Consider the following 12,338-nt stretch of genomic DNA (forward strand, 5'->3'; position numbering starts at 1 on the left):
GGCACCGCTTCCGGCCCGCTGGCGCGCCGTTGCGGCCCTCTGCGAAGACGCGCAGATTGCCGGGGAATGGAGCGTTGGAGCTCTCTTGCGCAGTCCGCCGGCAGGGCCGCCGGCGATCAGGGGGAGTCGGGGGCGCATGACCTCGCCGCGGGACGGTTCGGGCGAAGCCGGTGTCGGCTCCTTCGTCGCGATCCTCGACGCGCTCGCCTTCGCCGCCGGCCGGATCGGCACGCTCGGGCCCTGGCAGCGCGACATCCAGGAGCTGCTCGCGCGGCTCGGCCGCGCGGCGGCGGTCAGCCGGGTCACGCTCTTCGAGGTCCATGAGGATGGCGAGGGCCGGCCGGTCGAGAGCTGCCGCTTCGACTGGGCGGAGCCGGGGCTGGCGCCGCTCTCGGGCGATCCGCGCTATCGCAGCATGCCGATCTGGGACGCCAGCGGCCGGGGCCTGGAGGACTGGTCGCTGCGCCGCTCGCGCGGCGAGATCCTGCAGGTCCGCCTCAGCGAGACCAGCGGCTACGACCGCAAGGTCTTCGAGGAGCAGGGCACCTTCTCGTTCCTGTCCGTGCCGATCTTCGTCGAGGGGCGCTACTGGGGCTTCCTCGGCTTCGACGACTGCCGCGCGGAGCGCGGCTGGAGCCCGCTGGAGATCAAGGTGCTGGAGATCGCCGCCGCGCTGATCGGCGGCGCGGTCGCCCGCGCCCGGGCGCAGCGCGACCTCAGGCTCAGCCAGCAGCGCCACGCCCTGGCGGCGCTCGGTGCCGACGACGGCCTCTGGGAGTGGGACCCGCCCGAAGGCACCGCCTTCCTGTCGCGGCGCTGCCGCCGCATCCTGGGGCTCGTCGCCGGCGGCGACGGAGAGATCTTCGCCGAGCTGTCGCGCCGGCTGCAGCCGTCCCGGGGCGGCGACCTCGACGGCTTCTTCGCCGCCTGCTTCGCGGAGCGGCGGCGCAGCTTCGAGGTCGAGTGCCGCCTCGTCGCACCGGAGGGGCCGACGGCAGGCGCGGCACGCTGGATCGTGCTGCGCGGCGTCATCCTCTACGCCGTCGGACGGCCGCAGCGCGTCGTCGGCAGCCTGCGGGACATCAGCGACCGCAAGCGCACGCAGCTCGAGCTCGAGCGCAAGGAGCACCTGCTGCGCGCCGTCGTCGACAGCGTGCCGGCGCTCATCAACGTCAAGGACCGGCAGTCCCGCTACCTGCTGATGAACCGCTACCAGGGCGAGGTCTACGGGATCGACCCCCAGGCGGCGATCGGCCTGACCTCGAGCGACATCGTCGGTGCCGCCTACGGCGACCGCTCGCGCGAGCTCGATCTCGAGGTGCTGGCTGCCGGCAGGCCCCAACCCTTCAGCGAGCGCGACTTCGTCGACGTCTCGGGCCGGCCGCGCACCTGGTACACGGCGAAGATGCCGCTGCTCGGCGGCGCGCCGGACGAGGGAGGGACCGCCGAGGCCGTCGAGGGCGTGATCACCGTGGCGCTCGACGTCACGGCGCTGAAGGCCGAGCGCCGCGCGCGGGCCCAGCTGTCGCGTTTCGTGGCGCCGGCGCTGGTCGACCTGGTGGCGGCGGCCGACGAGCCCTTCGGGCCGCCGCGCCAGCAGACCGCCGCGGTGCTGTTCGCCGATCTGGTCGGCTTCACCGGCCTCGCCGAGCGCTGGCCGCCGCACGTCGTCTTCGCGCTGCTGCGCGAGTTCCACGATCACGGGGCGCGGGCGGTCTTCGACACCGGCGGCACCCTGACCAAGTTCACCGGCGACGGCTTCATGGCGACCTTCGGCCTGCCGCGCAGCAGCGCCAGTGACGCCGGGAACGCCCTCGCCTGCGCCCGGGCGCTGTCGGCCGCGGTCGACAGCTTCAACGCCTGGCGCGAGGTCGCGCAGCTGCCGGTCGCCCGGGTCGCGATCGGGGTGCACGTCGGGCCGCTGCTGATCGGCGCGCTGGGCAGCGACAAGCGCACCGAGATCGCCGTGATCGGCGACACCGTCAACGTCGCCAGCCGGCTCGAAGGGCTGGTGCGCTCGACCGGCGGCGCCATCGCGATCAGCGAGGCGCTGGCCGAGGCCGTCGCGGCCGGAGTCGGCGAGGCGACCGCGGCGCGGCTGCTCGACGGCTTCGAGCCGCTGCCGCCGCAGCGGCTGCGCGGCCGGTCCGAGGCGGTCGGCGTGCGCATCTTCCCGGGCCCTCCGGCCACGGCCGCCGTCACCGCGGCGGGCCGCGTTCCGCTGCCGGACCATCCGGACGCACCGCCCGAGCCACCCCCCGAGCCGACCGCCTGAGGCCTTCCGGCAGCCGCGCAGGCGGCCCGGCGCGCACGGCGGAACGGCCCGGCGCGTCTTTTCGCTTCCGGGGGAAGTCTCGACGGCTGCTATTCGCCGCTCGAAACGTGACCATGCGGGTCTGCGGCACGAGGTGTTTACGATTTTTGGGGCGGCGGTGCCCTTCCCGCTAGGTCTGGGGATACTTCGTTTCCTCATGAACAAGATGCACGACATATTCGCATCAAGTAAATTGTCAGGTTGTATGAATGAATATGCTGCACGCGTCTTCGAATCGGCATGTTTCCTGAGGTTCTGAGAAATAGTTACAGTTCATTAACCCAATGGATTTCAGCTGATAGGAGGTATCTGGATCAGATTCCCGGAAATCTGGGGGAAAGCCATGAACAGCAAGATGGCCGATTGGCCGATCGGACAGAAGATACTTGGCATCGTGCTTCTGCTCGGCGTCGTCTCTGCCGCGATCGCCGGCACCGGCGTGTTCTCCGTCGACCGGCTGGTCCGGTCTGCCGACGATCTGGGCAACTCCGCCGACGAGATCAGGCTCGGCGCGCGCTTCAACGCCGAGGTGATGGCGCTCAGCCAGGTCGAGTACCATCTGGCGGCGGATCCCGGGCAGGTCTCTGCGCTGCAGCCGCAGATCGAGAAGCTCGAGGGCGAGGCCCGCGAGCTGCTCGACGCGGCGACCGCGGACTCGTCGGGCGAGGGCCGCCGGCAGCTGGCGGAAATCGACGGTGCCTTCGGCGACTACATGAAGGCGCTCGAGAGCGTCGTCGCGGTCGCCGGAAAGGCCGGCAAGGTCGAGCTCACCGCCGAGCAGCGGTCGGTGCTGTCGGCGGTCCAGGATTCCCAGAAGGAGGTCGCGCTGCTCCACGAGAAGGCCGCGGCCTACGTCGACTTCGTCGAGGCGCACAGCCGCTAGGTGTCGATGTCCGCCGACAGCATGGCCTCGACCGCCTATTCGCTGATGATCGGCATCGGCCTCGTCGGCGTGCTCGGCGGCATCGCGATCGGCTTCTTCCTGTCGCGCAGCACGATCGTCCGGCCGCTCAACGCCTCGGTCGGCACGCTGCGCCGGCTCGCCGAAGGCGACCTCGAGGTCGAGATCGCCAACCGCGAGCGCAAGGACGAGATCGGCGACATCGCCCGGGCGCTCGCGGTCTTCAAGGACGGTGCCCTGGAACAGCGCCGGCTGGTCGCCGAGCAGGAGCAGGAGGCCCGGCGCAAGGCCGAGCGGGCCGAGCGCATCCAGGCGACGACGGCGCGGTTCGAGAAGCAGGTCGACGAGATCCTCGACACGCTGAGCTCGGCCGCCAGCGAGCTCGAGGCGACCGCCAGCTCGATGGCCTCGACGGCGGAGGAGGGAGCGGCGCAGAGCGCGGCCGTCGCCTCAGCCTCGACCCAGGCGGCGAACAGCGTGCAGACCGTGGCCTCGGCGACCGAGGAGCTGACCGCCTCGATCCGCGACGTCAGCAGCCAGATCAGCAAGACCTCCTCGATCGCCGGCGAGGCCTCGCAGAAGAGCGCGGCGGCGGTCTCGCAGATCGACGTGCTGCGCGAAGGCGCGGGGCGGATCGGCGAGGTCGTGACGCTGATCCAGGAGATCGCCGAGCAGACCAACCTGCTGGCGCTGAACGCGACGATCGAGGCGGCGCGGGCCGGCGAGGCCGGCAAGGGCTTCGCCGTGGTCGCCTCCGAGGTCAAGAACCTGGCCAACCAGACCGCCCAGGCGACCCAGGAGATCTCCTCCCAGATCGAGGCGATGCAGCGCGGCGTCGAGACCACGGTCCCGGTGATCGGCGCGATCTCGGAGGTCATCGAGCAGCTCAACGGAATCGCCGCGGCGGTGGCCGCGACGACCGAGGAGCAGGCCGCGACGACCGACGAGATCAGCCGCAGCGTCACCGAGGCGGCGAAGGGCACCGAGGAGGTCTCGAAGAACGTCCATGGCATCCGCGAGGCCTCGGAGACGACCAGCTCGGCGTCCTCCCAGGTGCTGACCGCCGCCGGCTCCGTCGCCGAGAAGTCTGAGACCCTGAAGAAGGAGGTCCGCGACTTCCTCCACGACGTGCAGGCCGCCTGACCGCGTTCGCGACCGTCTCGACACGACGACCCGGTGCGGCTTCCCTGCGCCGGGGCGTCGTCCGTGACGGTCAGTCCCGGCCCGCCAGTGCCGAGGCCCGGGACAGCAGGGCCTCGGCGTTGCGGACGCTCGGCACCTCGACCAGGTGGCCATCGAGCAGGACACGGTCGCGGCCGGCCGCCCGCGCCGCCTCGAAGGCGGCGACCAGGCGCTCGGCCGCGGCGACCTCGCCGGCCGAGGGCGTGAAGGCGGCGTTGATCGGCCCGGCATGGGCCGGCGCGACCGCCGACTTGGCGTGGAAGCCGAGAGCCCTGGCGCCGGCGCAGCTGGCGGCCAGGCCCGCCTCGTCGGCGAAGGTGTAGGGGTAGTCGATCGAGAGCGCCCCGGCGGCGACGCAGGCGGCGTGGAAGAAGGCGCGGGCGAAGGCGATCTCGCCGCCCTCCCGGCTGCGCGGCGCGCCGAGGTCGGCGGTCAGGTCCTCGCTGGCCAGCAGGCAGCCGGCGACGCGCGGGTCGGCGCCGGCGATCTCGCGGGTCTGGAACAGGGCGGCGGCGCTCTCGACGTTGGGCACCAGCCGGGTCGAGCCGGCGGCGAGGCCGTGGCGCCGTTCCTCGGCGCCGACCGCCTCGGCGAGCGCCGCGACGTCGGCCGGCCCGGCGACCTTGGGCAGCATCACGACCTCGGGCGCGCCGGCCATCACCGCGGCCAGGTCGTCGCGGCCGTCGCCGGCCAGCGGATTGACCCGGACCGCCGAGACGGCGCCGGCCGCACGCCAGGCGGCGAGCAGTGCCGGGGCGGCCGCCCGCGCCGCCGGCCGGCCGCCGGGCGGGGTGAAGTCCTCGAGCTCCAGGATCACGACGTCGGCGCCGCTCTCGGCGGCGGTCTCCGCGCGGGCGTCCGGGCCGCCGACGAACAGCCAGGAGCGGCAGAGCGAGAAGGGGTTGCCGGTCATGGCGTCAGCATAGCCGATTCCCCGGCGCCGCTCCCCGTCGTGGCGGAGGTGTCGGCGGCGACGGTCCGCCCGGGGACTCAGCGCACCTCGAACGGCAGCTCGACGGACGCGTCCTCGCCCGAGACCTTGTCGTGGAAGGTGTAGCGCAGCAGGTAGCGGCCGGCCGGCGCACCGGTCAGGTTGAGCGTCAGGTGGGCGAAGATCTCGAGGTTGCGCTCCTGGCTGCGGAACTTGAAGTTGCCGAAGCCGCGCTGGCCGGCGGCGATCCGTCCGTCCGGCAGCTGCAGCTCGAAGTCGACCACGAACTCCGCGTGGTTGGCGCCGTCGGCCTGGGTCCAGGCGACGCCGATCGGCTCGACGTAGGCGATCAGCGGCTCGTCGGTGGCGAAGACCGTATCGCGGCGCGGGCGGTAGATGCCGAAGCCCTGCGGAGCCCCCTGGACGAACAGTGCCTTGCGGAAGCCGAAGGGGATCCGCGCGGCGGTCCGGATCAGCGCGTCGCGCGCGGCCTCGAAGGCCGCGGCGTCGCCGCCCGTTCCGGACTCGGTCGCCTCCGGATGCGCCCTGAGGTAGGCCGGGTCGCCGGCCAGGACAGGCGCCGCCGCCAGGGCGGCGAGCAGCGGCAGGACAGGAAGCAGCGGGATGCGCATGGCGAGCTCCCAGGGATCGGGGCGTTCAGGGCAGCCTGTCGGCCATCAGGCGGGCGACCGGCTCGGCCAGGGCGACGGGGCGCGCGACGATGCGGACGATGGCCTCGCCCTTGTGGAACACGATCGTGGCGTTGCTGCCCGGCTGGAGGTCGTCGCTCGCCGGCAGGGTCAGGTTGTCCCATTCGCCGAGGCCCAGGCTGCCGGTGCGCATCTCGCCGAGCGCCAGCTTCGGGTCGGCCATGATCCTGTCCATCTTGCGCAGGCGGGCCAGGGCCTCGGGCGTGCCGCTGGTCAGGGTGACCCCCAGCGCCGGCCCCGGATCGCCGACCAGCTCGTAGACGATCTCGACCCGCCGGATGCCCGCCGGCACGTTCGGCACCGGATGGGCCGGCACCTGCACCCGCCAGCGCAGATCGGGCCGCTTGGCGTAGGGCGGCAGCTCCTCCGGCGCCGGCAGGAAAGCCTCGAGCGGTCCGGATGCGAGATCGCGGGCCGCGCGCCCGGACGCCGTCTTGCCCGCCGGAGCGGCAGGGGGCGAGGCGGTCGCGGAGGAAGCGCCGCTCGACGCGGAGCCGCCGGCCGGAGGAGTCGCCGGCGCGGGGCCCGGGCCGGCCTTCGTCGCCGGCGCGCGCGCCGTCACCGAGGCGACGGTCAGCGACTGGAAGATCCTGTCCGCCTCGGTACGCCGCTGCGCGGCCTGTGCGCTCGGGATGATCCACCAGAGGAAATAGCCGGTCTCGCCGGCGGCCGCATAGAAGGCGTGGACGACGGCGTCGAAGGTGCCCTGGCCCTCGTCGTAGGAGCCGACATAGGTGACGTAGTTGCCCTCCAGGCCGTTGATGCTGTGACGCACGCGGTCGACGGCCCGGCCGCCGGTCAGCATGTCGGACAGCACGGTGCTCTCGAAGGCCTGCATCATCTGGTCCGCCGTCACCGGCCGGCCGGCCGGCACCGCCGTGATCGAGACGGCGACGGCCTCGTCGGGACTGAGGCCGATCACCGTGTGGCCCGGCGGCTGCTCCAGGCGCTGCACGGTCCAGGAGTCCGGGAACCAGATCCGGTAGCCCGCCGCGGCATCCTCGCGCCAGCCGGCCTCGGCGCCGACGGCCAGCAGGACGAGCGCGCCGATCAGCGCTGCGAGCCTTACGAGCCGGGGAAGGGCGGTGCGGCGTCGCGTGGCGGTCATCGGTTCTCCCTCCGGCCCCGGCCGTCACGACGGGGCGCTCTTCGAGGCCGGACCATCGGTCAAAGCCGTCAGTCCGCGAATGATCTGGATCATTCTTGGGTGAAGAGCTGCGGTGCCATCCTCGGCTCGCGAGATCGAGGGGACTGCCAGACCGGGAAGGGCGATGCCGACCACGACCTCCATCCAGGCATTCGGACGGCGCGCGGGCGCCGGCTGCCTGGCGGCCGTCACTCTGCTCTGCCTGGCGGCGGGCAGCGCCCGTGCCGCCGGCTGCGAGGAGGTGCTGGGCGCCTGGAAGTGGTTCACCGGCAGCACCGTGACCTTCCTGGCCGGCGGCCGGATCGCGGGCAGTGCCGTCAACGTCTGGCGCTGCGCCGATCCGAGCGGACCGGTCATCGTGGTCGACTGGACGAACGGCAAGTGGATCGACACCCTGACGCTGTCGCCTGACGGCCGGCGGCTGAGCGGCCGCAACCAGATCGGCAACAGCGTTACCGCGGAGCGGGTCGGCCCGCCGCCCGCGGGGTTCGGCGCCGCCGCGGGCGGCGGCGAGCGGCTGACCGACGTCCGGGGCTTCACCCTGATCCTGCCGGCCGGCTGGCAGGCGCGGACCAGTAGCGGCGCCCTGGAGCGGGCTCTCAACCCGGGCCGCCCCCTCGACGCCCTCCAGGTCGGCGTCGAGCAGAGCGGGCGTCGCCTGAGCGACGCCGAGCTGCGCCAGGTGACCGACGGCATCGCGGCCGGGGAGAGCGCCCTGGCGCGCCGGGAGGCGCAGGAGCTGGAGCGCGCCGCCGGCTACAGCGTGCTGACCACGCAGTTCCGCGGCAGCGGCGCCGGCCGGCCGCTGCGCTCGGTGGTGCGCCTGCTGTCGAGCGACGCCCAGGTCTTCATCGTGATCGGCATGGTGGCCGACGATCGCCCCGACGCCTGGCGGCAGCTGCTCGCCCTGGCCCGGAGCGTGACGCCGCTGGGCCTGCCGGGCGGCGGGCCGGCGCCCGCGCCCTCCGTGACGGGGCCGGCGGTGGGCCCAGCGACCGGCCCAGCGACCGGTTCGGCGACCGGTCCGGCGAGCGGGCCCGCCGTCGGTGCTCCGGACGGTGCGGCGGTCGGCCCTCCGGGCGGTGCCTCGACGCCGCCGACGGCTCCACAATGACCGGCGGTCATCCGCGGGGCTGTGGCCGCGCAGTCCCGGTCCTGCTCGCGTTCCTGGTGGCGCTGTCGGTTGGGGCGCTCGGCCCGGCCGTCGCCGAGGCGGCCAAGCTGAGCATCTGGCCGAACGGCGAGCGCGGCCCCGAGGTCGAGGCGATGAACGCCATGATGCGCTACATGGCGCCGATCCCGGACAGCGCCTCGGCCTCGCTGGCCACACGCTACAACCACGTCGGCGCGCGCCAGGGCCTGGCCGACAGCTACGCCGCCTCGTTCCGGGACGTCCGCCTCGTGACCGGCACGCGCTTCGGCGGCCTGGTCTCCAGCTCCAAGGGCAGCTTCGGCGTCCACCGCTTCACCCAGGAGGCGCCGCGGCCCGCGGTGCGGCGGCCGCCCGAGGCCGCCGGCGTCGCCGACCTCTACACCCTGAAGCTGCAGTCCCAGCGGGGCTACGTCGGCATCGGCATGTGGGCGGTCTGCGGCCACTACCAGATCACTTTCGACGGCGACTTCCACTGGAAGACCGAGGAACTGGGGCCGGCCGGCCCGGCCCAGCTGGAGGCCGACATGGCGCGCGAAACGCGCGCCGTCCTGCTGGCCGGCGCCGAGCGGATCTGCGGCAAGGGCGCGCGCCAGGTACCGCCGCCCGCCGCGGCCCCGAAGGCGCCGCCGCCGGTCGCCGTCGAGGTCACGCAGCGCGGCGCGCCGGACCGGCCCTGGCAGACGCTGCCCGCGAGCCTGCCACCGGGCGCGCGGCTCGAGCTCAGGATCGCCACCCGGCCGGCGCGGGCCGGGCTGGTCGCGCTCGCCGGCAAGGCCGGGCCTGCCGGCGGCCGTTTCGCCGTCACGCCCGAGGTCGCCGAGCTCGACGGTGCCGGCAGGGCCGTCGTCGAGGCGGTCGCCCCCGACGCGCCGGGGCGCTACGAACTGGTCTTCGTCCTGATGCTGAACGGCGAGGAGAGCGAGCGGTCGGCGACGATCGCCCTCGAAGTCGCCGCGCCGACGCCGCTGCTGACCGACGGCAAGCGGACCTGGCGGCCTGTCCCGGTCGCGGCCGCGGCGGCCGATTCCCTGCGCTGCCGGCTCGAACAGGATGCGGCCGTCGCCTCGGTGTTCTACGGCGGTCCGGTCGAGCGCAAGGCGCGCGAGCTCCTGACCGACCCGGCGGCGCGCGCCGACCTCGAGGCCTTCGCCGCCGACGAGCTGCGCCGGTTGTCGAAAGACAGCGGCTGGCGCCCCTCGTCCGACCCGCAGGCCGCCGCGGCGCGCTTCGCCAGGCTGTTCGCCGAGAGCTGGAAGTGGGGCGTCGACGTCAACGTCAAGATGACCGGCAACCTGCTGGCCGAGTGGCCGATCGCCGAGACCTACGGCCAGACCTTCGAGGTCACCGGCGACGTCATGCGCTACACCGGCGTCGAGGCGAGCCGCTTCAAGGTCGGCGACGTGCTCGACAAGGTCGGCCTGGCCGCCGCCGGGATCGAGCTGTGGCTCGGCCTGCGCGACGCGGCGACCGCGACGCAGCAGGAGGAGGCGCTCAACAAGTTCGGCTTCGCGCTGACCGACGCCACGCTCGGCCAGGTCGCCGGCGACCTGCTGGGCAGCGGCGCCGGCCTCGCGACCTGGTACGTCGACTTCCTGCTGTCGGAGACGCGCGACGCCCTGATGGCCAAGCTGGAGCAGCGCTGGATCGACGGCTTCGCCCGCTGGGCGATCGAGCGGCACTGGGTCGGCCGGCTCTCCGGCAGTCGGGTCGACCGCGCGGCGATGGACAAGGTGGTCGCCCTGCTCGACCGGGGCGGCAACCTGGAGCAGGCGATCCTGCAGGACCTGCTCGACACGCTGAACGCCGAGGACATGGAGACTCGGACGCAGATCCCGGTCGCGCGCGGCGAGGGCGAGGCGATCGCCCGCGACCTGCCGCGGGTCTTCGTGCGCCGCCTGCTCCATGCCGAGGAGATGCCGGTCGGCGAAGGCTCCGAGCATGTCCTGCTGACGCCGCGCGCCTTCTATGCCGAGGCGCACCGCCGGGTCGTCAACCGCCGGCTGCTCGACCGCGCGCGGATCGTCGCCGAGGCGCTGGTCCGCGGCGAGGCGGTGCTGCTGAGCCGGCTCGACGCGCGCCGCTACCTCGGGCGCTTCCGGCTGGTCGCCGAGAGCGACCCGGGCGTCGGCCTGGGCGGCCTCACCGTGCGGCGCTGGTGCGACGATCCGGTCGAGGAGCAGCCGTCCTGGCAGAGCGCTGCGGACGGCAGTCTCGCCGTCTCGGTCACCGGTCTCGATTTCGACGAGGACGACGGCATCGTCCTGGAGGTCACTGGGCCTGCGGGCGTCACGGCCCGGTTCGCCCTGAAGCAGGACGACCTGCGCCGCCAGTGACGCGGCTACGCGGCGAAGAAGCGGTAGATCGTCGTCTGGCGGTAGGTCTCGCCCGGGCGCAGCACGGTCGAGGGGAAGGCCGGCCGGTTCGGCGAGTCCGGGAAGTGCTGGGCCTCCAGGGTGAAGGCGCCCCAGTGGTCGTAGGTCCGGCCGTCCTTGCCGGGCAGCCCGCGGATGAAGTTGCTGGTGTAGAACTGCAGGCCCGGCTCGGTCGTGAAGCACTCGACCGTCCGCCCCGACACCGGGTCGGTGACCCGCGCCGCCGGCGCCGAGAGGTCGCCCGGGCGGTTCAGCACGTAGTTGAAGTCGTAGCCGCCGTCCTGCGGCTCGGCGCGCTTCAGCTGCGGGTCGTCGGCCCGGATGCGCGCGCCGATCGCCGCCGGGCTCGTGAAGTCGAGCGGCGTGCCGGCGACCGGGGCGAGCGCGCCGGTCGGAATCAGATTCTCGTCGACCGGCGTCACCCGGTCGGCGTCGATCCAGGCGACCTGGTCCAGCACCCTGCCGCGGCCGGCGCCGGCCAGGTTGAAGTAGCTGTGGTTGGTCAGGTTGAGCACCGTCGGCCGGTCGGTCGTCGCCGCGTAGTCGAGGGTCAGGCGTCCGGCCTCGTCCAGCCTGTAGCGGACGGTCACGTCCAGGGTGCCGGGATAGCCCATCTCGCCGTCCGGCGAGCGGTAGCGCAACGCGACGCCCGCGTCGGCCTGGCCGCGGACCTCCTCGGCCGCCCAGAGGCGCTTGTCGAAGCCGACCGTGCCGCCGTGGATCGAGTTCGGCCCGTTGTTGACCGGCAGGCGGTGCTCCCTGCCGTCGAGCGTGAAACGCCCGCCGGCGATGCGGTTGGCATAGCGCCCGACGAGGGCGCCGCAGTATCGGTTGCGCTCCAGGTAGTCCTCGAGGCCGTCGAATCCGAGCGCCACGTCCTCGACCCGCCCCTCGCGATCGGGCACGCGGATCGCCTGGACGATGCCGCCCCAGGTCAAGACGGCGACCTCGATGCCGCCGCCGGCCAGGCGCCAGCGCTCGACCGGCCGGCCGTCGGGCAGCGTGCCGAAGGGCTCTCGGGCGAGCGTGACGATGGTCGCCTCCCGCGGCGGCGGCTCAGTCTCAGCCGGCCGGGTCCTTGTGGATCGGGTCGACCCAGTAGACTGCCTCGGGCTTCTCGACCGGGTCGACGTCGGTGATGTTGACGACCACGGCCTCGTTGTCGGAGCGCACCAGCACGCACTGCAGCGGGTTCGCGGGATCGGCGTTGATCTCCTGGTGCGGCACGTAGGGCGGCACGAAGATGAAGTCGCCGGGCCCGGCCTCGGCGACGAACTCCAGCCGCTCGCCCCAGCGCATCCGGGCCTTGCCGCTGACCACGTAGATCACGCTCTCCAGGGCGCCGTGGTGGTGCACGCCGGTCTTCGCGTCGGGCTCGATGGCGACGGTCCCGGCCCAGATCTTCTGGGCGCCGACCCGGGCGTGGTTGATCGCCGCCTGGCGGAACATGCCCGGCGTCTGCGCCGTGTTGGGATCGAGCTGGTCGCCCTTGATGACGCGCACGCCGTCGTACTTCCAGCGCGGCTCGCCGCCCTGGTCATGGCCGTGGTCATGGCCGTGGTGCTCGTGCTCGTGGTCGCTCACGCCTCTGGTCTCCCGGATCTCTGCGCCGGGATCCGGCGGCGGCA

10 protein-coding genes are annotated in these 12,338 nt (G+C 73.4%); 5 read left to right on the plus strand and 5 right to left on the minus strand.

The annotated features are described in order from the left end of the window. The first annotated feature begins 136 nt into the window (after positions 1–136). From B9O00_RS34155 to B9O00_RS17165, 3 genes are all read left to right on the plus strand, one after another. The gene (locus B9O00_RS34155) at positions 137–2,275 is read left to right on the plus strand and encodes an adenylate/guanylate cyclase domain-containing protein (protein WP_085123928.1); all 2,139 of its coding nucleotides are present in this window, start codon (positions 137–139) and stop codon (positions 2,273–2,275) included. 382 nt (positions 2,276–2,657) lie between these two features. Continuing rightward, positions 2,658–3,197 (plus strand): MCP four helix bundle domain-containing protein, encoded by a 540-nt coding sequence (locus B9O00_RS17160; RefSeq protein ID WP_085123929.1) that lies wholly within the window; start codon positions 2,658–2,660, stop codon positions 3,195–3,197. 6 nt (positions 3,198–3,203) lie between these two features. Continuing rightward, positions 3,204–4,358: a methyl-accepting chemotaxis protein gene (locus B9O00_RS17165; protein WP_143596262.1), complete on the plus strand. Its 1,155-nt coding sequence runs from the start codon at positions 3,204–3,206 to the stop codon at positions 4,356–4,358. Positions 4,359–4,428: 70 nt separating this feature from the next. Here the strand turns inward: B9O00_RS17165 and B9O00_RS17170 are convergent, their stop codons facing one another. The 3 genes from B9O00_RS17170 to B9O00_RS17180 form a co-directional block, all read right to left on the minus strand. Continuing rightward, positions 4,429–5,310 (minus strand): HpcH/HpaI aldolase/citrate lyase family protein, encoded by an 882-nt coding sequence (locus B9O00_RS17170; RefSeq protein WP_085123931.1) that lies wholly within the window; start codon positions 5,308–5,310, stop codon positions 4,429–4,431. A 77-nt stretch (positions 5,311–5,387) separates the two neighbouring features. Next, a complete protein-coding gene (locus B9O00_RS17175) occupies positions 5,388–5,960 on the minus strand; it encodes a hypothetical protein (RefSeq protein ID WP_085123932.1) in 573 nt (190 codons plus the stop codon). Between the two features lie 25 nt (positions 5,961–5,985). Then, positions 5,986–7,146: a hypothetical protein gene (locus B9O00_RS17180; protein ID WP_085123933.1), complete on the minus strand. Its 1,161-nt coding sequence runs from the start codon at positions 7,144–7,146 to the stop codon at positions 5,986–5,988. A 163-nt stretch (positions 7,147–7,309) separates the two neighbouring features. Here B9O00_RS17180 and B9O00_RS17185 point away from each other — a divergent pair, with 163 nt between their 5' ends. Both B9O00_RS17185 and B9O00_RS17190 read left to right on the plus strand, forming a co-directional pair. Beyond that, complete coding sequence (locus tag B9O00_RS17185) at positions 7,310–8,299, plus strand: hypothetical protein (RefSeq protein WP_085123934.1); 990 nt, start codon at positions 7,310–7,312, stop codon at positions 8,297–8,299. 56 nt (positions 8,300–8,355) lie between these two features. After that, positions 8,356–10,671, plus strand: coding sequence for a hypothetical protein (locus B9O00_RS17190; protein ID WP_143596263.1), 2,316 nt, complete (start codon positions 8,356–8,358; stop codon positions 10,669–10,671). Positions 10,672–10,676: 5 nt separating this feature from the next. On the opposite strand, the gene B9O00_RS17195 is transcribed toward B9O00_RS17190, so the two are convergent. Then, positions 10,677–11,744, minus strand: a complete 1,068-nt coding sequence (locus B9O00_RS17195; protein WP_085123936.1) for an aldose epimerase family protein — start codon at positions 11,742–11,744, stop codon at positions 10,677–10,679. 28 nt (positions 11,745–11,772) lie between these two features. Beyond that, the gene (locus B9O00_RS17200) at positions 11,773–12,294 is read right to left on the minus strand and encodes a cupin domain-containing protein (RefSeq protein ID WP_179243959.1); all 522 of its coding nucleotides are present in this window, start codon (positions 12,292–12,294) and stop codon (positions 11,773–11,775) included. Between the last annotated feature and the right edge of the window lie 44 nt (positions 12,295–12,338).

Source organism: Tistlia consotensis USBA 355, from assembly GCF_900177295.1.
GTDB lineage: Bacteria > Pseudomonadota > Alphaproteobacteria > Kiloniellales > DSM-21159 > Tistlia > Tistlia consotensis.

Coding starts and splice junctions, on each gene's coding strand:
- B9O00_RS17175 (WP_085123932.1), bottom strand. CDS start 5,960: ATGCGCATCCCGCTGCTTCCTGTCCTGCCGCTGCTCGCCGCCCTGGCG.
- B9O00_RS17160 (WP_085123929.1), top strand. CDS start 2,658: ATGAACAGCAAGATGGCCGATTGGCCGATCGGACAGAAGATACTTGGC.
- B9O00_RS34155 (WP_085123928.1), top strand. CDS start 137: ATGACCTCGCCGCGGGACGGTTCGGGCGAAGCCGGTGTCGGCTCCTTC.
- B9O00_RS17165 (WP_143596262.1), top strand. CDS start 3,204: ATGTCCGCCGACAGCATGGCCTCGACCGCCTATTCGCTGATGATCGGC.
- B9O00_RS17180 (WP_085123933.1), bottom strand. CDS start 7,146: ATGACCGCCACGCGACGCCGCACCGCCCTTCCCCGGCTCGTAAGGCTC.
- B9O00_RS17170 (WP_085123931.1), bottom strand. CDS start 5,310: ATGACCGGCAACCCCTTCTCGCTCTGCCGCTCCTGGCTGTTCGTCGGC.
- B9O00_RS17185 (WP_085123934.1), top strand. CDS start 7,310: ATGCCGACCACGACCTCCATCCAGGCATTCGGACGGCGCGCGGGCGCC.